The sequence below is a fragment of the Microcoleus sp. PH2017_08_TRC_O_A genome, assembly GCF_020738665.1.
Lineage (GTDB): Bacteria > Cyanobacteriota > Cyanobacteriia > Cyanobacteriales > Microcoleaceae > Microcoleus.
Map to the genome: position 1 here is coordinate 94,465 of NZ_JAEQCE010000001.1, position 23,957 is coordinate 118,421.

At 44.2% G+C, this 23,957-nt stretch carries 20 protein-coding genes; 17 read left to right on the top strand and 3 right to left on the bottom strand.

Annotated features, from left to right (window positions below; genetic code table 11):
- The first annotated feature begins 685 nt into the window (after positions 1-685).
- From JGK22_RS00390 to JGK22_RS00430, 9 genes are all read left to right on the top strand, one after another.
- Positions 686-3,643: a response regulator gene (locus tag JGK22_RS00390; RefSeq protein ID WP_293312149.1), complete on the top strand. Its 2,958-nt coding sequence runs from the start codon at positions 686-688 to the stop codon at positions 3,641-3,643.
- Between the two features lie 572 nt (positions 3,644-4,215).
- Positions 4,216-5,304, top strand: coding sequence for an adenylate/guanylate cyclase domain-containing protein (locus JGK22_RS00395; RefSeq protein ID WP_293176610.1), 1,089 nt, complete (start codon positions 4,216-4,218; stop codon positions 5,302-5,304).
- Between the two features lie 574 nt (positions 5,305-5,878).
- The gene (locus JGK22_RS00400) at positions 5,879-6,241 is read left to right on the top strand and encodes a response regulator (RefSeq protein WP_293176612.1); all 363 of its coding nucleotides are present in this window, start codon (positions 5,879-5,881) and stop codon (positions 6,239-6,241) included.
- Positions 6,242-6,252: 11 nt separating this feature from the next.
- Entirely contained in the window at positions 6,253-6,852 is a 600-nt protein-coding gene (locus tag JGK22_RS00405) for a chemotaxis protein CheX (protein WP_293145984.1), read from the top strand.
- A gap of 125 nt (positions 6,853-6,977) precedes the next feature.
- A complete protein-coding gene (locus tag JGK22_RS00410; protein WP_293176614.1) occupies positions 6,978-7,118 on the top strand; it encodes a hypothetical protein in 141 nt (46 codons plus the stop codon).
- Positions 7,119-7,160: 42 nt separating this feature from the next.
- On the top strand, positions 7,161-9,458 hold the full coding sequence (locus JGK22_RS00415; protein ID WP_293312151.1) for a HAMP domain-containing protein: 2,298 nt from the start codon (positions 7,161-7,163) through the stop codon (positions 9,456-9,458).
- Between the two features lie 228 nt (positions 9,459-9,686).
- Positions 9,687-10,277, top strand: coding sequence for a Uma2 family endonuclease (locus JGK22_RS00420; protein WP_293205145.1), 591 nt, complete (start codon positions 9,687-9,689; stop codon positions 10,275-10,277).
- Positions 10,278-10,381: 104 nt separating this feature from the next.
- Positions 10,382-11,395, top strand: a complete 1,014-nt coding sequence (locus JGK22_RS00425) for a hypothetical protein (RefSeq protein ID WP_293205147.1) — start codon at positions 10,382-10,384, stop codon at positions 11,393-11,395.
- Positions 11,396-11,401: 6 nt separating this feature from the next.
- A complete protein-coding gene (locus JGK22_RS00430) occupies positions 11,402-12,499 on the top strand; it encodes a chemotaxis response regulator protein-glutamate methylesterase (protein WP_293176620.1) in 1,098 nt (365 codons plus the stop codon).
- 103 nt (positions 12,500-12,602) lie between these two features.
- Here JGK22_RS00430 and JGK22_RS00435 read toward each other — a convergent pair whose 3' ends face one another.
- On the bottom strand, positions 12,603-12,758 hold the full coding sequence (locus tag JGK22_RS00435) for a hypothetical protein (RefSeq protein ID WP_293312153.1): 156 nt from the start codon (positions 12,756-12,758) through the stop codon (positions 12,603-12,605).
- Positions 12,759-12,770: 12 nt separating this feature from the next.
- Between JGK22_RS00435 and JGK22_RS00440 the strand changes: the two genes are divergently transcribed.
- The gene (locus JGK22_RS00440; protein WP_293197762.1) at positions 12,771-13,880 is read left to right on the top strand and encodes a glycosyl transferase; all 1,110 of its coding nucleotides are present in this window, start codon (positions 12,771-12,773) and stop codon (positions 13,878-13,880) included.
- Between the two features lie 180 nt (positions 13,881-14,060).
- On the top strand, positions 14,061-14,477 hold the full coding sequence (locus tag JGK22_RS00445; protein ID WP_293197760.1) for a secondary thiamine-phosphate synthase enzyme YjbQ: 417 nt from the start codon (positions 14,061-14,063) through the stop codon (positions 14,475-14,477).
- Positions 14,478-14,623: 146 nt separating this feature from the next.
- On the opposite strand, the gene JGK22_RS00450 is transcribed toward JGK22_RS00445, so the two are convergent.
- Positions 14,624-15,145: a heme-binding protein gene (locus JGK22_RS00450; RefSeq protein WP_293197757.1), complete on the bottom strand. Its 522-nt coding sequence runs from the start codon at positions 15,143-15,145 to the stop codon at positions 14,624-14,626.
- 424 nt (positions 15,146-15,569) lie between these two features.
- Here JGK22_RS00450 and JGK22_RS00455 point away from each other — a divergent pair, with 424 nt between their 5' ends.
- From JGK22_RS00455 to JGK22_RS00480, 6 genes are all read left to right on the top strand, one after another.
- A complete protein-coding gene (locus tag JGK22_RS00455; RefSeq protein WP_293176628.1) occupies positions 15,570-16,775 on the top strand; it encodes an EAL domain-containing response regulator in 1,206 nt (401 codons plus the stop codon).
- Positions 16,776-17,268: 493 nt separating this feature from the next.
- Positions 17,269-17,691 carry a DUF202 domain-containing protein gene (locus JGK22_RS00460; protein WP_293176630.1) on the top strand — a complete coding sequence of 141 codons (423 nt, stop codon included), beginning with the start codon at positions 17,269-17,271 and terminating at the stop codon, positions 17,689-17,691.
- A 60-nt stretch (positions 17,692-17,751) separates the two neighbouring features.
- Positions 17,752-18,153, top strand: coding sequence for a DUF202 domain-containing protein (locus JGK22_RS00465; RefSeq protein ID WP_293176632.1), 402 nt, complete (start codon positions 17,752-17,754; stop codon positions 18,151-18,153).
- A 570-nt stretch (positions 18,154-18,723) separates the two neighbouring features.
- Positions 18,724-20,208, top strand: a complete 1,485-nt coding sequence (gene gltD, locus JGK22_RS00470) for a glutamate synthase small subunit (RefSeq protein WP_293218022.1) — start codon at positions 18,724-18,726, stop codon at positions 20,206-20,208.
- Positions 20,209-20,375: 167 nt separating this feature from the next.
- A complete protein-coding gene (locus JGK22_RS00475) occupies positions 20,376-21,734 on the top strand; it encodes a P-loop NTPase fold protein (RefSeq protein ID WP_293312155.1) in 1,359 nt (452 codons plus the stop codon).
- The gene (locus JGK22_RS00480) at positions 21,718-23,496 is read left to right on the top strand and encodes a tetratricopeptide repeat protein (RefSeq protein WP_293312157.1); all 1,779 of its coding nucleotides are present in this window, start codon (positions 21,718-21,720) and stop codon (positions 23,494-23,496) included. The genes JGK22_RS00475 and JGK22_RS00480 overlap by 17 nt, the downstream gene beginning before the upstream one ends.
- Positions 23,497-23,498: 2 nt before the next feature.
- Here the strand turns inward: JGK22_RS00480 and JGK22_RS00485 are convergent, their stop codons facing one another.
- Entirely contained in the window at positions 23,499-23,861 is a 363-nt protein-coding gene (locus JGK22_RS00485; RefSeq protein ID WP_293218030.1) for a transcriptional regulator, read from the bottom strand.
- Positions 23,862-23,957: the final 96 nt, after the last annotated feature.

Below are 23,957 nucleotides of genomic sequence, written 5' to 3' on the forward strand. Positions count from 1 at the left end.
ATCCGTAGGGGCGAAGCATGACCGTAGTCAATATGGGATTATAACTAATAACTTATATGCGGTCATGCTTCGCCCTCTTCAAAAACCAAATGCACTCTTAAAATAAATTATCGAATAGTTGAAAACTGTAGTGTGCCCCAGTCAGTGGATTTTAGATTTTAGATTTTAGATTTTAGATTTTAGATTTTAGATCGACTCCTCTAGATGGATCTGGGAGCTTGAACTATTGTCTAAAATTTTGAGTTCGACCCTCGTGAGTGTACGTGGCACGGTACCCGTTATTGGGCGGGGTCAGCTTTATTCGCGATCGTGCGATCGTAGCTAAATCATTGCCAACTTGACCTCACAAGTATACTATATCTATACGAATTAGCAAAAATTATTAACATCGCAGCCCCGCAGTCGTGTTTTTGAACTCTGGCAAAAAAATCTGTATCAGGGTTTACCGCAACTGCCAAGGAAAATGCACGACTTACACACTCTTAGCGCGCCCAAACCCCGTTTCTTCCTAAAGGCCTGTCCCCAAACCTCTTATTTATCGTATAAACCGGGTTTCTTGAGCCAGCCATCGGATAGAAGCTGGCAGAATAAATGAATATAATTTTTCAGGATTGTTGCCTCCCAAGCTTTTTTTTGATAACTTCTGAAGTATACATAAATTTCGTCACTTTTCCACCTACAGAAAATGCTAGAACAAATAGAACAAGCGCAACAAAGATTCAACGTCCTCGATCGCGTTCCCATCGGATTGTGCGTGATCGCTCGCGATTTTACCGTGCTGTTTTGGAACCGCACATTAGAGCAGTGGACAAAGCTGCTCAAAAAAGAAATAATCGGAACTAACCTCAAAACTCACTTTCCCCAACTCGAAGAACCTAAATATCAAACTCGCTTAAAACAAGTATTTAACAATGGCTTGCCCACCGTATTTTCTCCCCAACTCCACCAGCCCCTAATTTCATCAAATTTACCCAACGGCAAACCGAGAGTTCACAACACAAACGTCACTCCCATACCAGCCATCAAAGGAGAAGGTTTTTATGCTTTAATAGCGGTTCAAGATGTTTCCGAAGTAACGCAGCGCATCCAAACCTATCAGCAAGAAATTAAACACCGATTAGTAATAGAAGAAGAACTTAAACGCGCCACAACTGACGCCGAAGCTGCCAACCGAGCCAAAAGTGAATTTTTGGCAATGATGAGCCACGAAATCCGCACGCCGATGAACGGAGTCATTGGCATGACTGAGCTGTTGCTAGATACGCAACTTTCGCCAAACCAGCGCAATTTTGTGAATACAATTCGTACCAGCGGCGATTCTTTGCTGGCAATTATTAACGACATTCTCGACTTTTCTAAGATAGAAGCAGGCAAGCTGGATTTAGAACAAGAACCGTTTAATCTCAGAAACTGTGTCGAAGAAGCTTTAGATTTAGTCGCGATGAAAGCTGCGGAAAAACAGCTAGACTTAGCTTGCGAATTGGATGCCAGTGTTCCCGCCTTCCTGTACGGAGATGTCACCAGACTTCGCCAAATATTGATAAATTTGCTCGGCAATGCTACCAAATTTACCGAAGCAGGTGAAGTGGTAGTTAAAGTAACAGCAAAACCCATTGCCGACAATGCTGTAGAAGTTACGCAAACTAACTCAATTTCTCAAATAAATATTGGGCTTGACAGCGAAAAATTCAGGCATAAACCAGCTTTAAATTCTTCTCTGTCAGACTCTGATGCTGCCGATTCTAAATATCTAGAACCATCACAAATTAGTAACTACGAAATTCAATTTACTGTGAGGGATACAGGCATCGGAATTTCGCCCGATCGCAAAAACATACTATTTAGAGCCTTCAGTCAAGTTGACAGTTCCACAACTCGCAAATATGGCGGTACTGGCTTAGGCTTAGCCATCAGCAAACGCCTCAGCGAAATCATGGGCGGCACTATGTGGGTAGAAAGCGAAATCGGCAAAGGTTCTAAATTTTCTTTTAGCATCAAAGCTCAGCCAGCACCGGCTAATGAAGAAATATTAAACCTGAATGTACCCCAGCCTCAACTAGCAGGTTTGCGACTGCTGCTAGTTGACGATAATCCCACAAACCGCAAAATTCTTACCCTGCAAGCTATGTCTTGGGGAATGGTTGTCCGCGCAGCAAAATCTGGCGCGCAAGCGCTGAAAGTGCTGCAATATGAAACTATGTTTGACATAGCGATTCTAGACTTTCATATGCCAGAAATGGACGGCATTACTTTAGCTGAAAAAATTCGAGAATTTCCTCAAGGTAAAAATTTACCTTTAATGATTTTGAGTTCTGGGGGGAGGCCATCTCGCCGCGAAGTTCAAGGGCGAGTTGAATTCGCAGCTTTTGTATACAAACCAATTAAGCAAGCACAGCTCCATGAAGTTTTGCTTCGCATCTTGGGCGGGGAATGTACCCCAATTCAACCGTGTTTTTCGCAGCCTCAATTTAATTCACAATTAGCCGAAACACTGCCTTTGAAAATGCTGTTGGTAGACGATGTAGAACTCAATCAAATGGTAGCAGGGCAGATGTTGCAGAAGTTAGGTTACAGTGCAGATTTTGCCAGCAGCGGACAAGCAGCTTTGGATGCTTTGGAGCGTTCGGAATACGATATTGTGTTTATGGATATGCAGATGCCAGAAATGGACGGTTTGGAAACTACTCGCCTGATCCGCCAGCGATTTTCGGGAAATTTAATATTAGAAAATCTCGCTCCAGAATCTGGATTTTCAGCAACAGACGAGCAATCTCCCAATCCAAAATCGACTTCTCCTTGGATTATTGCGATGACGGCTAATGCGATGCAGGGCGATCGCGAACTTTGTTTAGATGCTGGCATGAATGATTATATCAGTAAGCCGGTGCGAGTCCAGGCGATCGTTCAGGCGATCGCGCAGTACGATCGACAAACCGGGCGATCCAAATCCTATTCAGAGCTTAACAATTGGCAGACTCAGCCGACAGACTCTGCTTCCCAAGCTCAGCCTGGAAACGAAATGAAAAATGTTGCACCCGCAGTTGATGAAACTGCGTTGGAAGAGTTAAAGCATTTAATCGCCCGCGCAGGTGTTTTGATTTCACAAATTGAAGGTGGAAGTCAATCGGGAGTGGGAAATTTTCCTCCTAATTCTGGGGAAATTGTAGTCGGTACTGATCACATTAAATTTCCGACTTTACCTGCTGTGACAGTTCCTAAATTAGAGGAAGAAAACTCCCAAATTTTACCGCCAGCCACACCGCAAAATTTTCTCCCCGAAACAGCACAATCGGAAATAGAATTGCCACCTCTTGACAGTCAAACTTTTGAAGAATTGACGGAGTTACTGGGAGAAGAAGCTGAAGAATTTTGGATCGAGCTAGTAGAGAAATTTCTGGAAGTTGCACCGCCAAAATTGCAGGAACTCGCCGATGCTGTCAATCAATTAAATGCTCCCGCAATTCAAGCCTCGGCTCACGCTCTTAGAGGTGCTTGTACGACAGTCGGAGCCATGCCTTTGTTTCAATTGTGCGCGCAGCTCGAAGAGATGGCCCGGAAGAAAACTCTCTTAGGTAGCGAGGTTCTGATGTGCAAAATTGCAGCCGAATATCAGCGGGTAAAAGCGGCTTTGCCATCTAGTTGATTGATATAGCAGAAGGAAGTTCGGCAACGGATTTATTTGCAGCATCTCAATGAGTCAATCGTGTACGCAAGTATCACAATACTTAAAGGTTTTTTAGGTACGTTATTGCGATAGAGCGCTCAAGCGCAACAACGTACCTTTTTTAAAGTGCCACTTGTCTCCAGGAGTGTGAGTGTAAAAAGCAAAAATAATTGACAAAAGCAACCCGATATGGTGTGTCGGTGGCGCGGGACGATCGATCGCCCGTTTTCCGCAAAATGTTCAACATTTAGGCCATTTAGCCAATTGCGAAAATTTAAAAGTTCTGACATAATCTGATAGAATTCTCAACACGATCTCAATAGCAACGTGACGGCTCAATTGCTAACTTTTCAGATACTGTAACAAAATGTCAGTATAAAAAGTGACAGATTATCCTATCCGTTGCCGAAAGTTAAGTATTCCATGGAGTATGAGATTATACAGTTGTTAAAAATCATCAGAGTGCGATCGATCTACAGTGAACTCATCCATTTCAACGCAGAAATTAAATCTGCTGCTGACTAAGAACTTGATGCTATTTTCACAAGAATATGATTAGTGCTGACTTTAGAATCAACTCGCAAACCACGCCCCAAATTCTGATCGTCGATGACGAAGCAACCCAGCAGCTATTTACCCGCCGGATTATGGAAAAAGAAGGCTATCGGGTAATTGAGGCATCAAACGGACAAGAATGTTTGGACATTTGTCAAGAAACTCTCCCAGATATTGTCCTATTGGATGCGATGATGCCTGTAATGGACGGTTTTACTTGCTGCGCCCAACTCCAGGCTAATCCCCAAACGCAAAAAATCCCGGTGCTGATGATTACAGCACTAGATGATAAAAAATCTGTCAATCAAGCTTTTGAAGTAGGAGCAACAGATTATGTGACGAAGCCGATTCACTGGCCAGTGCTGATTCAGCGAGTGCGGCGCTTGATTCAACAGTCTCAACTGTATCAGCAGTTGATGGAAAGCCAAGAGAAAACTCAAAAATTATTACTGAATATTTTACCAGAGTCGATCGCACTCCGGCTCCAAGAAGAATCAGCCCCAGACTTAGTAATTGCCGATCACTTCCCCAATGTCAGCGTCTTATTTGCTGATATGGTAGGCTTTACCAAGCTTGCCTCAGAAATGCCTCCTATTGAATTAATTGTCAAACTCAATTCTATTTTCTCAGAATTTGACCAGCTAACTCAGGAATACGGCTTAGAAAAAATTAAGACTATTGGGGACGGCTATATGGTAGCATCTGGATTGCCCATCCTCCGGGACGATCATGCTGACGCGATCGTGCAAATGGCCCTAGCCATGCAGCAAGCTATGACGCGGCTAAACACACAAACAAAAGAATTTCACAGCCTGCGAATTGGCATTCACTCCGGGCCTGTGGTTGCAGGGGTCATCGGAACTAAAAAGTTTAGTTACGACCTTTGGGGCGACACGGTAAACACGGCAAGCCGCATGGAACAATATAGTTTTCCCGGCTGCATTCAAGTGACAGAAGACACTTACAAGCAGTTGTCAACAAAACATTTGTTTGCAGAAAGAGGAATGATTGATGTTAAAGGCAAAGGTAAGATGAAAACTTACCTCTTAGATTGTTCAGAACATCTCAACAGATGTACTGCATGAATTGGTAATCAATAATGGTTAATGTGAAGTCGTACATGAGGGTCAAAAAATACCTCAAACGTAGTATCAATCAACGGTTTGATACTTAGGTCTAGATGCCCCCTTAGCTTGCCCCCTACTCCCCCTTAACAAGCAGGGCGGTTTTATTGTCATCATAGAAATAGGTACGTAGTTGGGCTTGGGCCCTCTATACAGGTATGTTTAAAGGGAGCATCTCAGTTTTGCATTTATAGTGCTGTCCCCACTCGCGATTTGTAGAATACGCGAGCGGGGACAGCACTATAATAAAAAAAATGCTTTTCACAAAACTGAGATGCTCCCTGTTTAAAGAGGGCTAAAGCCCAACTACGTACCTTGATTAATATGACAGTTGGGTTTAATCGGCCATCCGACCTTTGAGCGATGTTTTCGGTAGTTTCAGATGTCTTTTCCCGACAATAAAACTACCCTGCTTCGATCGGGGGATTTAGGGAGATCTAGACTCTGATATAAACCAGAGATACAAAGGTTTTCAGCCAATTCCCAATTCCCAATTCCCAATTCCCAATTCCCAATTATTAAGGAGCGCGCCAAAATGGGTTTAGTTTTAATTGTAGATGATGCAGCATTCTCTCGGCGGATGATTCGCAAAGCTGTTGAAGAAGCCGGACATCAAGTGATAGAAGCAGCCAACGGACAAGAAGGCTTAGATATGGCTGCATCCAAGTCGCCAGACTGCATGATGACAGATTTGTTAATGCCAGAAATGGACGGTTTCGCCTTGCTAAAAGCCCTGGGCGAAAAAGGCTCTAAAATTCCAGTCATCGTACTTTCAGCAGATATTCAAGACAGCGCTAGGCAGAAGTGCGAAGAATTGGGAGCATTTATGATGCTGAAAAAGCCCCCAAAAGCTCCCGAGATTCAGGCTGCAATCCAAAAAGCTCTGGATAGCAAATAGGAGATATCAGAGTGGAGCTAACAGCAGATGAAATAGATGCTTTGAAGGAGCTAATCAATATTGGTGTGGGAAGTGCCGCTGGAATGTTGAATGAAATGATTCAATTTCCCATCCAGTTGCAGATTCCAGATATTGACCTTGTATCAGCCAATGAGCTGCGAAGCGAATTAAAAAAACGCTTCGGTATAGAGCCTCTTTCCACGGTGCAGCTAGGCTTTAACGGCTCATTTAGCGGCAGCGCCCAGCTACTTTTTCCTACCGAAAGTGCAGTGAATTTAGTTTCTGTTCTCACTGGTGAAGAAAAGGGAAGTCCTGACCTTGATTCTCTCAAAATTAGTACCCTCAGTGAGGTGGGGAATATGATCATTAACGGTGTCATGGGTTCAATTGGCAACGTTCTAGACCAACCGTTAGACTATGAGGTTCCCTATTACGCAGAGGAAGAAATTGAGGATTTACTGTTAAAAGAAAAGTCTCTCGATACCGGGAGCGTGCTGTTGGCTCCAGCTCACTTTAGTATTGAAGAACTGCAAATTCAAGGAGACATTTTGCTGTTTTTCGATGTGGGTTCGTTTCAAATGCTGCTGAAGGCGATCGCCGCGGCATCTTAAATACCGCAAATATTCCTCATGCAAACCGGATGTTTTGTGTCCCAGACTTTCAACAGTTGACAGTTGACAGTTGACAGTTGACAGTTTGAGAGCGATCTCTACCTAGAAGGAAGAGGATTGGAGTAATGAATAGTGTGATTTTAATTTCTCCCGATCGGGGTTACGGCTTTCAACCAATTCTTTCTGGTAAGCACAGAGCGGGTTTCGGGCTGCCAGTACCGAGAATGTGTGACGTAAAAGTACGCGCGTGCGAAGCTATCCCGTAGGGAATCGCCCTCCCTGATAAATTGTATAAAACTACCTAAAACATGGATACACAAAATCAATCAACAGCCTCAGAATCTTCCGAAATTGACTCGGAACCCAGCAATTTGGTAGCGACAACAATTGCAGAAACAGCAGAGAGTTTCAGCAACCAGTACCAACAGCAACTGATTATCGCTCTGGCAGCAGTCAGAGATGGCGACTTTAGCGTTCGTTTACCCGCCGACAACGGCTTGGGTGAAATTGCCAAAGTCTTTAATGAAATGGTGAGTGTCAATGAAAAATTTGCTGACGAAATAGAGCGCGTCAGCCAAGCAGTTGCCGAAGAAGGCAAAGTACCAAAATCAAGAGAAATCAAAGAATTTAAAGGTTCTTGGGTTAGCAGTATTGACGCGGTGAATGCAACGCTAAACAGCTTAGTTGCGCCGACAATAGACATAGCGCGAGTGCTGCACGCTGTAGCTAAAGGCGATTTGTCCGAAAAATTTAGCTTAGAGTTTGAAGGCAAACCAATCAAAGGATTGTTCCGCCGCATTGGGACTACTCTCAACAAAATGGTAGACCAATTAAATAGTTTTGCTTTAGAAGTAACTCGCGTCGCCCGCGAAGTTGGTAGCGAAGGCAAATTGGGAACCCAAGCAGAGGTAGAAGGGCTATCGGGTATTTGGCAAGAACTGACGGCAAGTGTTAACTTGATGGCGGCAAATCTGACTCATCAAGTACGAAATATTACTAAGGTTGCAACGGCAATTAGCGTCGGCGATTTGAATGAAAAAATTACCGTTGAAGCCGCAGGGGAAATTTCGCAATTGAAAGATACTCTAAATCAAATGGTTGACAGTCTCAACGATTTTGCCAAAGAGGTGACGCGGGTAGCAAAAGAGGTGGGAACTGAGGGGAAACTTGGGGGTCAAGCACAAGTTCACGGAGTAGCTGGCGTCTGGAAAGATTTAACGCAAAATGTTAATCTAATGGCGAGCAATCTTACCAATCAAGTACGCAATATTGCGGAAGTTACTACGGCGGTAGCTCAGGGAGATTTGTCTAAAAAAATTACTGTAGAAGCTGAAGGGGAAATTCTGGATCTGAAGAATACGATTAATGAAATGACTGTTCAGCTTAATGAGTTTGCTTTAGAAGTTACGCGAGTTGCTAGAGAAGTTGGCGTTGAGGGCAAATTGGGAGGTCAAGCAACTGTTGATGGTTTGTCGGGTACTTGGCTGAGTTTGGCTGGTAATGTGAATATTATGGCGGCTAATCTTACGGAGCAAGTTCGGAGTATTGCGGAAGTTTCTACTGCTGTGGCTAAGGGAGATTTGTCGAAGCAAATTACTGTGGAAGTTCAAGGAGAAGTTCTGGAACTGAAAAATACGTTGAATACTATGGTTGACCAGCTTAATACTTTTGCAGATGAAGTAACGGGGCTGGCGAAACAGGTAGTTGCAGGACAGTTGGGAGGGCAGGCGACTGTTCCTGATATCAGCGGTACTTGGAAAGATTTGACGGATAATGTTAATCTGATGGCGGCTAATTTGAACGCTCAGGTGCAGCAAATTTCTCAAGTTGCGATCGCAGTTAGCAGTGCTTCGGAGGAATTGATTAGCGAAAGTCAAAATATGGGGGCGGCGGCTGAAGAAACTTCGGCTCAAGCAGGGATGGTATCTGCGGCGGCGGATTTAGTTAATAGCAATACTCAATCGGTGGCTACCGGCATCGAGGAGATGAATGTGAGTATTAAGGAAATTGCTAAGAATGCTTCGGAAGCTGCGACGGTTGCTAATTCGGCGGTGAGGATGGCGGAAACTACGAATCAAACTATTACTAAACTCGGCGTTAGTAGTGCAGAGATTGGTAATGTTGTCAAGGTGATTACTTCGATCGCCCAACAGACTAATTTGCTGGCTCTGAATGCTACAATCGAGGCGGCTCGGGCTGGAGAAGCGGGCAAGGGTTTTGCGGTGGTGGCGAATGAGGTGAAGGAGTTGGCGAAACAAACGGCGGCGGCGACTGAGGATATCAGCAAGAAGGTGGAGGCTATTCAAGCTGATACTAAAAGCTCCGTGCAGGCGATCGCCCAAATTACTTCTATTATCAACCAAATCAGCGATTTCCAAACGACGATCGCCAGTGCAGTGGAGGAACAAACGGCTACAACTACCGAAATTGCGCGCAATGTCAACCAAGTTGCGATCGGTTCCTCCGAAATTGCCCGCAATATTACCAGCGTCGCCGATGCAGCGGGAAGTACCGCCACCAGTGCTAGCAATACTCAAAATTCTGCGATCGAACTATCGAAAACGGCCGCTCAATTGCAAGGACTTGTCAATCAGTTTAAGTATTGATTTTGTCAGTTGACACTTGACAGTTGACAGTTGCTATTCTCGTTTCCCGGCTTGGGAGCCTCTCAGTTTTGCTTTTGTATGAGTGCTGTCTCCGCTCGCGTTTATATATAAACACGAGCGGGGACAGCACTCCCAAAAATGCTTTTTACTCTCCGAAAGATATGCTTTCCAGGCTCTGCCTCGAAACCAGTTAAACATGAAGCAAAAGTCAACGAGCAGGATATCGAAATGTTAACCGAGACACGGCACCGATTTTCTACGACCGATGAGTATCGGCAGTTAGAAAAAACTGCTGAATTCAGAAGTGAATATCGCGATGGAGCAATTGTACCAATGACAGGCGGCACGATTAATCACAACCGGATAACAGGTAATATCTATGCCTTCTTAAAATATGCTTTGCGCGGAAATAATGCCGAAGCATTTATGAACGATTTGCGGTTGTGGATTCCTCGATACCGACGGGGAACTTACCCCGATGTCATGGTAATTTCTGGACAACCAGTTTTTAGCGAAGGACGTAAAGATGAAATCCTCAATCCTGTGCTGATTGTGGAAGTGCTTTCTAAATCTACAGAAGATTTTGATAGAGAGAACAAGTTTCGATTTTATCGATCGATTCCTGAGTTACGCGAGTATATTTTAGTCGATCAATATGAGTTTTTGGTTGAGCAGTATATTAAGAATGAATCAGGACAATGGTTATTTCAGGAGTATCAGGGAGAAACTTCTACAGTTTCCTTTGCTTCTGTGGGACTACAAATGTCTGTGAGCGATATTTATGAAGCCGTTGTATTCGAGACGGAGGAGACAGAATAACATCAACATCAACGGTAAAGTTAAGGTACACATTGCGAACCCTACACGATTAGTCCAAGACTGCTTAATATCAATTACCAATTCTCAATTCTCAATTTCCTCAAATGAAAACCTACTCAAAACCAATTTCATTAATTCTGATTGGAGGCTTTTCGGATTCAGAAAATCAGACATTGCGCGAAACGTTAAAAGCAGACGAATATGTATTTGCCGCAACTACAGATTTATACAATTGTTTAGATATTGCTGAGTGCCACCATCCCAAAGCTGTCATCCTAAATTTTGCAGCCATAGAACACAATTATTTAGCAATTATCCAATTCTTGCAATTATTACAAATACCCACGATAATTCTCAGCGACGACTTAGCAAGGAATATGATTCAGTATTTGTCGCTGGCAGGAATATTCGCAACTCTCAAAAAAACTAACAATGAATTAGAATTGCGGCACACCGTGGCAACTGCGGCTTATCCAAATAACGCCGATCCAATTAATTCTCACAGTCAACTGCGGAATTTCAACCTAGCCAAGCTCGAAACCGGAAAACACACAAAATTACAGGATGTTGTCAACAAAGCCATCGGCACAGCAGTTTCTCAGATGAGCGAAATGATTGCGTGTGAGGTAGAATGTGAAATGCCTTCATCTCAAGCGCTGTCCCCGATATTTTTGCAAAAAAACCTAATTGAAACCTTGGGAAAAAACCTAATAGCTGTAGCGCAGCTTGATTTTAACGGCAATTTATCAGGTTCGGCTCAGATGTTGTTTTCCTGCGAGGCTGCTGATGCTCTTGTTTTAGCTCTCAACGGCGGCGGCGATGTAACCAGCGAGGAATTCAAGCAAGATAAGGCTGACATCTTGGGGGAAATTGGCAATTTAGCTATTAGCGGTATTGTCGGCACTTTTAGTAATACCTTAAAATACAATCTCGGTTATGTAGTTCCCCACTATATAGAAGGTTCGGCGGAGGAAATATTTAGCGCTATGAATTTTAATATGCGCTCAACTATTCTACTATTTATGTCTCATTTTAAAATTATCGATCTTGGCGTAGAAGGCGATTTAATTCTGTTTTTTCAAGCTCGCTTACTGCTCGATCTGTTATTTCGAGTTTAATAGAAAATGTCCCAGATCAAGGTTTTAATTGTTGATGATTCGGTAGTGGTGCGCCGATTGTTAAGTAACGTACTCGACGGCGATGCAGCACTGGAGGTTGTGGGGACTGCACCCAATGGTAGAATTGCTTTAGCCAAGATTTCTCAGGTGAATCCAGATTTGATTGTGCTGGATGTGGAAATGCCGGAAATGGATGGTTTGGAGACGCTAGTGGCAATCCGAAAACTTGACAAAAATATTCCTGTAATTATGTTTAGCGCGCTCACAGAGTTGGGCGCTGTTGCTACTTTAAATGCTCTGGCGCTGGGTGCTACGGATTACGTGACTAAGCCTCATAATATGAAGAGCAAGGAAGCGGCGCTAGAACACATCCGCGAGCAATTGATTCCGAAAATTAAGGTTTTTTGCAATGGTGGCAAGATGCCAAAAGTGGGGAATATTCAAGTAGCTAAAGGTCACAATAATACCACAGAATTGCCAATTATATCGGGTTTGATTTCGTCGAATTCAGCGGTCAATTTTAAATCTAAAATCGAAATTGTAGCGATTGGGGTTTCGACGGGTGGGCCAAATGCTTTGGAAACTATTTTGCAGGATTTGCCGGCTAATTTTCCTGTACCAATTGTGATTGTGCAGCATATGCCGCCGGTTTTTACGAAGCGTTTAGCCGATCGCCTGACCGAAAAGTGCAAGATTAGAGTGGAGGAAGCTGTGACGGGAAGTATTGTTGAGCCAGGAGTTGCTTGGATAGCGCCCGGTGATTACCATCTGGTTTTGGAAAAACAGGGTTTTGGGGTGCGTATTCGCACGCATCAAGAGGCGCGAGAAAATTCTTGCCGCCCTGCGGTTGATGTGCTGTTTCGATCGACTGCTAAGATTTACGGTGCTGGAGTTTTGGGTGTGGTGCTGACGGGAATGGGGCAGGATGGGCTGCTGGGCTGTCAGAATATCCGGGAGGCTGGGGGTAAGATTATCGTTCAAGATGAGGCTAGCAGCGTTGTCTGGGGGATGCCGGGAAGTGTGGTTAATTCTGGTTTTGCCGATCGAGTGGTATCCTTACAAGACATGGCACGCGAAATTATCGATCGAGTAATGAGTCAGTAGTCAGTTGGCAGTTGGCAGTTGGCAGTTGGCAGTTGGCAGTAGTCATTAGTTATTAGTTATTAGTCATAGTGCGAGCGTCCCCGCTCGCGAACGTTATTAGTCATTAGTTAGTTGCTACAAATTCTCTTCGGATCGATGCCCGATGCCCTGCGCGGGCCAATGCCCCATTCCCCATTCCCCATTCCCCATTCCCCATTCCCCATTCCCCATTCCCCATTCCCCATTCCCCATTCCCCATTCCCCATTCCCCATTACCCATTACCCATTACCAATGTCTCGACCAACATTATATATTGCCATCACCAATCATGGATTCGGCCATGCCGTCCGAGTTTCCTCCGTAGCTGCAAAAATCCAAGAATTAAACCCAGATATCTTACTAATTATCACCACAACTGCACCTCGTTGGCTGCTAGAATGTTATATTACTGGTGATTTCATCCTCCGTCCCCGCGCTTTTGATGTCGGAGTTGTGCAGGCTGATAGTTTGCATATGGATCAAGAGGCGACTCTCGAAAAATTGCGGGAAATTCGGGAAAAGCAAAATTCACTAATTGCAGGCGAAGTGAATTTTCTTAAGCAAAATCGCGTGGGTTTGGTGCTGGCAGATATTCCTCCTTTAGCAACGCGAATGGCCGCAGCGGCTGGGGTTCCTTGCTGGATGATGAGCAATTTTGGGTGGGACTTTATCTATCGAGATTGGGGCGGAGAATTTGACGAAATGGCGGATTGGATTGGTGAATGCTTCGGAAAGTGCGATCGGCTTTTTCGTCTTCCTTTACACGAACCGATGCCAGCTTTTCCTAATATTGAAGATGTCGGCTTGACTGGCGGCAATCCTCGCTACAGTAATGATAAAATTCGGGAAGTATTTGGAATTGAATCACCGCCGGAAAAAACTGTGTTGCTGACTTTTGGCGGACTGGGTTTAGAGGCAATTCCTTATCACAATTTACAGCAATTTAGCGATTGGCAATTTATCACTTTTGATGCGGGAGCTCCCGATTTGCCGAATTTGATTAGAGTCAAACATCAGCAGTTTGCACAATCTTTCCCAATTTTACCGCGCCCGGTCGATATGATGCCTGTCTGCGGCCGCATGGTTTCTAAACCGGGATACAGCACTTTTTCGGAAGCTTTGCGCTTGGAAATACCTGTTGTTTCTATCATGAGAGATGGTTTTGCCGAAGCTGCTGTCTTGTTGGAGTGGCTGGAAAAGTATGCGGAACACCAAGTTGTGACTGCGGCGGAGTTTTTTGAGGGGGATTGGGGGTTTTTGCACAAGCCGCTGCACCCGCCCCGTTTGTCGGATAAGTTGGATAAGCACGGTACGGAGGCGATCGCCCAAGCTGTTGTAGACTATTTTAAAGATGAGGATTAGGATGACGGCGATTGAAATCTCGTCTACACCAACAATAGACGAACAATTGCATTCCCAAGCTTTGCTATCTTGAAATTATCTGCGTTTATCTGTGTTAATCTGCCTGACATCTGCGGTTGACATATCAATTAAAGATTGATGCAAAAAATCTAAAATCTAAAATCTAAAATCTAAAATCGAATGCTTCATCACCAAGAAATACTCAAAATTAAAACTACAGGCAAGTCTCTGTACAATATCAGTCTTAAGATAGAAGATGTGGTAGCAAATTCAGGTATTAAAACAGGACTTTGTAGCTTGTTTTTGCGCCACACTTCTGCTAGCTTGGTGATTCAAGAAAATGCTGATCCGGATGTACTGACGGATTTGGCTAATTTTTTGGCGAAACTGGTACCGGAGGGCGCAAGTTACATTCACGATGCGGAAGGCCCAGACGATATGCCGGCGCACATTCGCACTGTACTGACTCATACTTCTGAACAAATCCCGATCGCACGCGGTAGATTATTGTTAGGAACTTGGCAGGGAATTTACCTTTGGGAACACCGCCAGCGGGGCCACATTCGCGAACTCGTGGTTCACATCAGCGGCAGTTGACAGGATGGGCATGGGGCATGGGGCATGGGGCATGGGGCATCGGTAACTGGTAATTGGTAATTGGTTGCTACTCATTTGTGATTGGTATCCCCTTACAAATAACAAATAACAAATAACAAATAACTACCGACTGCTGACTGCTGACTTTATTTATTAGAACGTTCGATAGGAATTTGTACTTCACTGATTTTAGTGGATTCCGGCGTCATGGGCGAATTGTAAAAAAAGCGGCGCGGCGGCCCGGCTATTTCGTATTCGGGATGTTGTTGAAGCCAATCTTTGAGTTGGGAGAGGTTATTTTCGTAGCTTTCCCAAGTGTAGGCGCCGCGCACGCCGATACTGACAACTGTCATCGGTGAAGTATCCGTGACTTCCACAGCAGGGTTAACGCTGCTGGGGGCGATATTTGGTGCGGGATACAGGAATGAAACTTCTGCAACAGGAATTGCATCGATTTGCTCGGAAGTTGCAGTGTAGCGCGCTTCTACTGGCGTTGTCATCGCAATTTGGTTGTTGCTGATGTGTTGAAACAAAGGATTGAATGCGATTCCTGTCGCTTGTCGCAAATCGCCCGCGTGGGTGTAGGTGACAGCGCGGTACTGAGGATATTGCTTAACTTCTATGACGCCAATATTTGCGGGTTCAGGAAATCCACTTGGTAATACCATTTTTGATGTTTGATTTGAGGTTTTACACTAAACAATGAGGAAAGACTTACTCCGCAAGGGTTTTAAACTTGCGGGCAGTTGCATTGTTTTTGGCAACTGTTATAAATAGGTTGAGATTGTTTGCAGACGATCGCTCTAGTGGCACAATCAGTTTAGCAGTTATTCAGGGTGCTGCTAACTGTCGATCGCCTAAAATTAAGTTTAGAGATTTATTAACTAACCTCGTAATAATACGGACGGCGCTAAGTAAGCAGAGAAACATTAATCAAGTTGTCCTTGGAAAATGAGGGTTTTTCAGGGGCGTCTGCTATTTTTGTCGGAAAATATTCCGCTGTGAAGTCGATCGAGCTGTGCGTTCTCAGCTATTCTCACACCGATCGGGTTCAACTACAGGGTCAATTATATCGCTTTCAGGGAATGACATATGAACAAGATTCTAGTGATTGAGGACGATAGAGTAATTCGCGAGAATATTCTCAAACTCCTCAAAGCTGAAGGTTTCGACGTGACGGGTGCAGAAAATGGAGCGATCGGCTTAAATGCGGCGGTGTCAAATCTTCCTGACGTGATTCTTTGCGATGTAATGATGCCGCAACTTGACGGCTATGGGGTGCTGGCGGCATTGCGATCGCATCCTGTTACTGCTACAGTACCTTTTGTGTTTCTGACTGGTAAAGCCGAGCGCTCTGAAATGCGCCAAGGCATGGAATTGGGAGCTGATGATTACCTGACTAAGCCTTTTACTAAAGCTGAACTTGTGGGCGCCGTATCGAGCCGCTTGAAAAAACAAGCAGCTTTGGCCAAACAGCAGAGTAATTTGCGATCGGAAAGCAACGAATTGCTGCAAGAAGCCGCAGATAAATTAGAGCAGATAAAAACAAATCTGTGCGGCGCCCTCGATCGAGAAGAATTCCAAGTTTACTATCAGCCGCAGATCGATGTTCAGACGGGTCAAATTATGAGCGCCGAAGCCTTAGTGCGCTGGCTGCATCCAGAAAAAGGGCTGATTTCGCCCGCCGAATTTATTCCAGATGCTGAAGCAACTGGTTTCATCGTACAATTAGGCGAGTGGGTTTTGCAAACAGCTTGCAGGCAAATGCAACTTTGGCAAAACGCTGGTTTTTCCTTGCAGCAAGTAGCGGTAAATCTGTCGCCGCGCCAATTTAACCAGGCGAATCTCAGCAGCAGAGTTGCCGAAATTTTAGCAGAAATTGGTTTAGCACCGAGCAGTTTGGAATTAGAACTCACCGAAAGTATGATGGTGAAGGATGCCGAAAGTGCGATCGCTACTTTGCAACAATTGAAAGATTTAGGAGTTTCTATATCTATTGACGATTTCGGCACAGGCTATTCTTCCTTAAGCTATCTGACACAATATCCCTTCGATGTTTTAAAAATTGACCGCTGTTTTATCAGCAACATTACCGATGGTTGCACAAATGCAGCGATTGTGAAAGCGATTATTGAAATGGCGCACAGTCTCTGTCTTGAAGTAGTTGCCGAAGGAGTTGAAACAGAAGCAGAAAGAGATTTTCTCTGGCGCTACGAGTGCGATGCTATGCAAGGATATTTGTTCAGCCCTCCCGTGCCGGCCGCCGATTTTGAGGAGTTGCTAGTAGAGGGGAAATAAGCTGTACTGCATCTAGATTGTGTATGCTGTTCGAGAGGGAGAGGACTATAACTGCTTCGCTCGGAGGGTAAAGAAAGGAGGAGAGAATTTTTGATGGTCATCGCAATATACAATTTAAATTCAGTACAGCTTACTTATCGGCTACTGCCGCTCTTTGTGTCTCGATAAATATCAATAAAACCTTTGTAATTTGCTTTCTATCAAGACAGATAATGTACGAGTTTTGGGTAATAAATATTTATGATAATTTTAATAAGATTTTATGGTTTAAGCTGAGATAAACTGACTTAAAATGCTAACATAAAATCTCTGCTTTAGCGCATACAAGTTCCCCCTGATATCAAATCCGATTCCATCGTTCTGTATTCATCTCTATCTTCCCTCTCTGTGCCCTCTGTGTTCTCTGTGGTTAAATCATTCCGATACAACCAGAAAAGAAGCTAAAAAAATAAATATTCCTCCAGGTTTCCAGCCAAAATTAAGAGTTCGATCTATGCTGTTACCATTTAAATCGCCAAAAGCAGATACGCAAAAAACCAAGCGACACAATCCCTCGCGGGTGCGCGATCATTTAGCAAACGAGCGCACTTATTTAGCGTGGATGCGAACAGCGATCGCCCTGATGGGTTTTGGCGTCGTCATCGTCCGCCTGCGAGCCTTCCACCCGCCTCTTTTGCCGACTCCGGGTAATGGCTGGAAGTTGGGTTTGCTGTTTTCTGTGGTGGGTTTGCTGACAGTGTTAATTTCCACTCAGCACTACTTTGCTGTGCGTCACGATATCGATTACGATACTTACGAACCTACGGACAGGTGGGTACTGCTGTTTAGTTTGGCGATCGTACTTTTGGGCATGGGAGTAATTTATTTTATCTTTTCAGTTCCCGGTACCGCAGCTAGTTTCATGAGTCCCGAATAATCCGAGTGTTTCCTAAATATATCCAAAAGTTCGATCGCCCCAGATATTTCCTTCAAGCCGATGACAGTAGACGAGGAAAAACTCAAGCAGGAAAATCTGTCAAAGGCGATCGATCGCTCTGCAAACGAACGAACCTTTCTCTCGTGGATGCGAAGTGCGATCGCCCTCATGGGTTTTGGCGTCCTGATCGTGCGGTTTCGCGTCGTGCAAATCCCCATACAGCACCGTCACGGCACGGGTTGGAAGTTGGGTTTAGTCTTCTCTCTGGTGGGTTTAGCAACCGTGTTAATCTCAACTAAACAATACTTTATTGTGCGCCGCCAAATTGATGAGAATACCTACGAACCGTCAGATGGGTTGATATTTCTCTTCAGTTTAGCTGTTGGGTTATTGGGGATGGGAGTAATTTTTTTTATTTTTGCAGCCGCCGTAAGTTCGCGCAGTTTTGTTATCCCCAATTGATTGCACAAAGCATTGATACCATCTCTAGTAAATCACCCGTCACAAAAAAGGTTCGTAGTCAGGACTTTAGTCCTTCTTCCTGAGGACTTTAGTCCTCCTTAAGAACCACTTTTATTATAAAAACTACTGGTATTATAGTATTTAGAGAGCAGCACGATGGGACTGCGCTGAAAAGTTGCCAGATGTGGGAGTATCAGCAATATTTGAGATATGGCACTATTCTCAATAAGTTATTGAAAAGCGGGCGGGACAGCCCACAATCAAATTAATTCTTTGTGGAACAGGCAAAACGCCTGTTGTTGAGAATAGTGCCATATATCCAAAAAATCGAACTCGACGCTTGAAACCACGTCAGAGTCAAACTCTCGTCTAGGCCAAGCAGACTAAAGAACAAACAGCGTTTTTGGGCCAGATGATGTGTAGCTAGGGCAATATAGAAGATGTAAGGTACGAATTGATCTATCTGAGGTGCGATCGCCCGCAATTTATATCACAATAGTTATTTCAGAAGCCTACAGGCCTCAGCTTTGACAAATTATCAGAATAGTAAATTCTAACAAAAACAGCACTATGGGAAAACCAACAGGCTTTATCGAATTCTTGCGCGAATTGCCCTCCGAACTCTCACCAGTCGATCGAATCCACAACTGGGACGAATTTCACCTACCGATGGAGGAAGACAAACTCCGCAGCCAAGGCGCGCGCTGCATGGACTGCGGCATCCCATTTTGCCACACGGGCAGCATCATCAGCGGCATGGCAAGCGGCTGCCCGATTAACAACCTCATCCCCGAATGGAACGACTTAGTATATCGGGGATTGTGGAAAGATGCCCTAGACAGACTGCACAAAACCAACAACTTCCCCGAATTCACCGGCAGAGTCTGTCCCGCACCCTGCGAAGGCGCTTGCGTGCTCGGCATCAACAACCCGCCTGTCACGATTAAAAATATCGAAGCGTCGATTATCGATAAAGGCTGGGATGAAGGCTGGATTACCGCCGAACCACCAGCTAAACGCACCGGCAAAAAAATCGCTGTTATCGGTTCCGGGCCCGCTGGTTTGTCGGCTGCGGCGCAATTGAACAAAGCCGGTCATTTGGTAACTGTATACGAAAGAGCCGATCGACCGGGAGGCCTGTTAATGTACGGCATCCCCAACATGAAATTGGACAAAGAACAAGTCGTGATGCGCCGCCTCAAAGTCCTCGAAGACGAAGGCGTAACATTTGTCTGCAACACCGAAGTCGGGAAAGACTTACCAGCCGAACAACTGCTAAAAGAATACGACTCAGTTGTAATCTGTACCGGCGCCACCAAACCCCGCGACTTAGGCATCGAAGGGCGGGAATTAAAAGGCATCCACTTCGCGATGGACTTTTTGACAGCCAACACCAAAGCAGTATTAGACAAGAGCACCAACGATAACTTCATCTCCGCCGAAGGCAAAGATGTGGTGATTATCGGCGGTGGCGACACCGGCACCGACTGCGTGGGCACCTCCATCCGCCACGGCTGCAAAAGCCTGGTACAGCTAGAAATCCTGCCCAAACCGCCCTCGGAACGGGCAGCCAACAATCCCTGGCCCGAATGGCCGAAAGTCTACCGCTTGGATTACGGCCAAGAAGAAGCCGCAGCCAAATTCGGCGATGACCCGCGCGGCTATCTCACCACCGCCACGAAGTTCGAGGGCGACGAAAACGGCAACGTCAAAGCCGTGCACACTGTTGAGGTGGAGTGGGCGAAAAACGAGAAAGGGCAGTTTATTCCCAAGCAAATTCCCGGTACTGAAAAAGTGTTGCCGGCGCAGGTTGTGTTGCTAGCGATGGGCTTCCTGGGCCCGGAACAGCCGCTGTTGGATGCGCTGGGATTGGAACGCGACGCCCGCAGCAATGTGAAAGCCGAGCACGAAAAGTATACAACCAGTATTCCGGGAGTTTTTGCGGCTGGGGACTGTCGCCGGGGACAAAGTTTGGTGGTTTGGGCGATTAATGAAGGGCGCGGCGTGGCCCGGGAGTGCGACCTTTATTTGATGGGTGAAACCGATTTGCCGTAGTTGATTGATGCGATCGATAGGTTCGTAGTAAGGACTTCAGTCCTTTCTTTGCTTGCGGACTAAAGTCCTCACTACGAACCTATTGTGATAAAATCGAATTAGATAAATAACATAATTTTGATACATTGTTCAGGTTGCCTGCAATACATCTACTAAATTAAACACCTATGACTACTCTTCCTATAAACCGCGCCACTACCCTCAAAACAGCCTATCAACTTTGTAATGTCGAACCCTTAGAAGGCGATGACCTCGATCGCTATTATGTTAACTTATCAGGCGTTCGCAAAACAACAGCGATCGCAAGTGTGAATACCCGTTTAGATTTTCAAGAAGCCGGAAAGTATACCACAATTCTGTTTACAGGACATCGGGGCTGCGGCAAAAGTACCGAATTGAAGCTAATTCAAAAGGAGTGGGAAAAATATTATCGCGTCATTTATCTGGAGGTCAACGAAGAGACAGATATTAATGATGTCGGTTATACAGATTTTTATTTGATCACCATTAAGCAAGTTGAGTTTGAAATGCGTCGGCTGGGACTGAAATTAGATACTAGGCTGATGGAGAATTTTGAGGCTTGGTTTAAGGATGTCACCCAAGAAACAGAACGAAGTGTTGAAAGTTCCGTAAGTGTCGAAGGAGAAGTAACTTTGGGGCCAGAAGCTCCATTTTTAGCAAAGTTGTTAGTAAAGTTACTGGCACAAATCAAAGGTTCTGATAAGCAGAAGAAAACAATTCGCCAAACTTTAGAAAAAGATATTTCTCGCTTAAAAGCAGATATCAACTTACTGTTAAATGATGCTGTCAAAAAAATGCGGAAAAAGTTTCCCAGATATAAAGGATTTCTGATTATATTTGACAATTTAGACCGCGTTCCTCCAGAGGTAGCGAATCATTTATTTTTTGATTATGCGGCTCAACTTCAACAACTAGATTGTACTATCGTTTACACAGTACCCCTTTCAGTTCTTTCTTCTACTAAAAACCTCAATAATAATTTTGGCAATCCTCACATTGTCCCGATGGTCAATATCTATGAGTTTAATCGAGATGATTGTGACTTAAATTACAACCAAACAGGCTTAGATACTATTGCTAGTTTAATCGAGCGCCGGGTTGAAGTTGATAAAATCTTTGAGTCTCGCGAACAATTGCTGGAATTGGCAAAAGCCAGCGGTGGGCACGTTCGCCAACTCATGCAGATGATGCAGACGGCTTGTTTAACTGCCAGCACTAACGAGCATGATAAAATAAATGCTGAAGATGTTATTTATGCAATTAAACAAGAGCAATTTAATTTTGAGCGGTTTATTCCGCAAAGTCACTACCCAGTTTTAGCTGAAGTTTGTTTGACAAAAAATATTACTAAAGATGATGTCGGTCAATTAATGTTATTCAATACTTCGGTTTTGGAATACAACGGCAAAAATCGATGGAACTATCCGAATCCGGTAGTCAAGCAAAGTGAAGAATTCAAAAAAGCTCTTCGAGATGCGAGAGAATCTAATGTCAACCCAGAATAATAGAGATTTAGAAATTAGGCAATTTATATCGCGAAATCCGCAGGTATTTACTCAACTGTTGACGTTTGTTGATTTTTCGGATAAGTTTACAATTGGGTTTGTAGAAGTTAATTTTAATACGGAAGCTGATTTTCTAATTGAGGGATTGCAAAATCATCCGATTTCTCAAGAAACTCAATTTGAAGTTTTGAATTTTGATGAGAATTTGCGTTTCCTCCGAGATGAAATTATCAAAATTTTACCTACTATTCAGCGAGAACCCAATAAAAAATTAGTTTTAATTGTGCGGGGATTGGAAAAGTCGATCGGCAAATTTGGCGAATATCCTCCGGTTTTACAAGACCTTAATTGGGTGCGAGATGCTTATAAGAAAAGCGTTCCCCATCCGATGCTGTTTGTTTTGCCGGACTATGCGATTACTCGTTTGGCGAAGTTTGCAGCGGATTTTTGGGCGTGGAGATCGGGAGTATTTCTGTTTAAAACTACTCAAGCTACTAGAGATGATGCCGTTGCTAGGACTCTCGATTCGCAAAGAAGTTTTAGGACATTAGAAACGCCTGAAAAGCAAGAACGCATTGAACTTTTAGAGTCTTTGTTGATGGACTACAAGCCGAGTCATTCTGGAACAGAAAAAAATCCTAGTGGTTGCAGCAATATTTTACATCAATTAGGAGTTGCTTATCTCAGTCAAGGAAATCTGGTTAAAGCGAGGGAGTATTTAGAATCAGCCTTGGAGTTAACAAAGGAAAGTGAAAATTTATCGTTGCAAGCTGAAGTTTACAATGAATTGGGTGCGTCTTATCGGCAAGAGGGACAATTTTTGGCAGCAATGAGTGCCTATCAAGCATCGCTGGAAATTAGCCGCACGCTGGGAAACCGTCGCGGTGAAGCTAATGCTTTGTATTATTTGGGGAATGTCTGTAAGGATTTGCGAGATTGGCAACAGGCGACTGTTTTTTATCAGGAATGTTTAGACATTGAACAAGCAATCGGAGATATATATTCTCAAGCAAGCACCTACCAGCAGTTAGGATGGGTGGCAAAAGAAATGTGGAATTTGACTGAAGCTGAGCGTTACTATCAACAAGCTTTGGAAATTTTCAGCGAATATAACGATCGCTCTGGTATAAAATATATTTGGAAAGAATTGGGATATATCGAGCAATGTCGCGGCAATTGGGATGAAACAGAGAGATTGTACCGCCAATCTTTGGAAGTTGAGATAGAATTGGGTGATCTTTCTGGTATGGCATATAGTTGGAAAGTATTGGGATATGTCGAGCAATGTCGTGGCAATTGGGATGAAGCAGAACGACTGTATCGGCAATGTTTGGAAGTTGAGATAGAATTGGGCGATCGCGAACAGATGGCAAATAGTTGGGGATTATTGGGAGATATAGAGCGAGATCGTGGCAATTGGGATGAAGCAGAGAGGTTGTATCGACAATCTTTGGAATTAAGGACAGAATTGGGCGATCGCGAAGGGATGGCAACTTCGATCGGTTGTTTGGGAGAAATTGAGATGCTTAGAGGCAATTTTGAAACCGCAGAACCGCTGATCAAAGATGCTTTATCGAAATTACAAGAACTGGGAGAATCTGCAAAAATTGCTGAGGCTAACTACGATTTAGCACGACTTGAACGCCAGCGCAACAACCCAGAACTTGCCCAACAATATTACAATACAGCCCATCAAATCTTTCAACAATTGGGAGCCGTGAAAGACTTAGAAAGAATCGATCGAGAGTGGGAATCGGATTAATTTTACTCAAAAAATGCCCCAGGCGATAAATGAAATAACTCAGCTAATTTCTGAATTTGACTCACCGTCAGTTCCCTGTTACCATTCAAAACCTCAGCCACCAGAGACTCAGTAGAAAAAATATCAACCAAGTCTTTTTCTGAAAGCTCAGCTTCAACCATCAAAGCCTTGAGCAATTTAATCCCCTTCAGCACAGGCATTGGCTCATGTTTTTGTTCGTAATCATAGACAAGAATACCCAGCACATTTAAGTAATCTCGGTCATCTTGTGTCAGTTTTCGGCGATCCAAAATAGAATTAATCCGATTTTGGGTAGCAATTAAGTCAGCTTCACAATTAATCTGGCGCGGGGGAAAATTATTCATAATCTGATACGCTTGGGAAAAGAATACCGGGCGGTTGAAACCGCGTCTATACAGACAAAACCCGCCTCCGCGGGTTGAAGAGGCTACCGTTAAAAT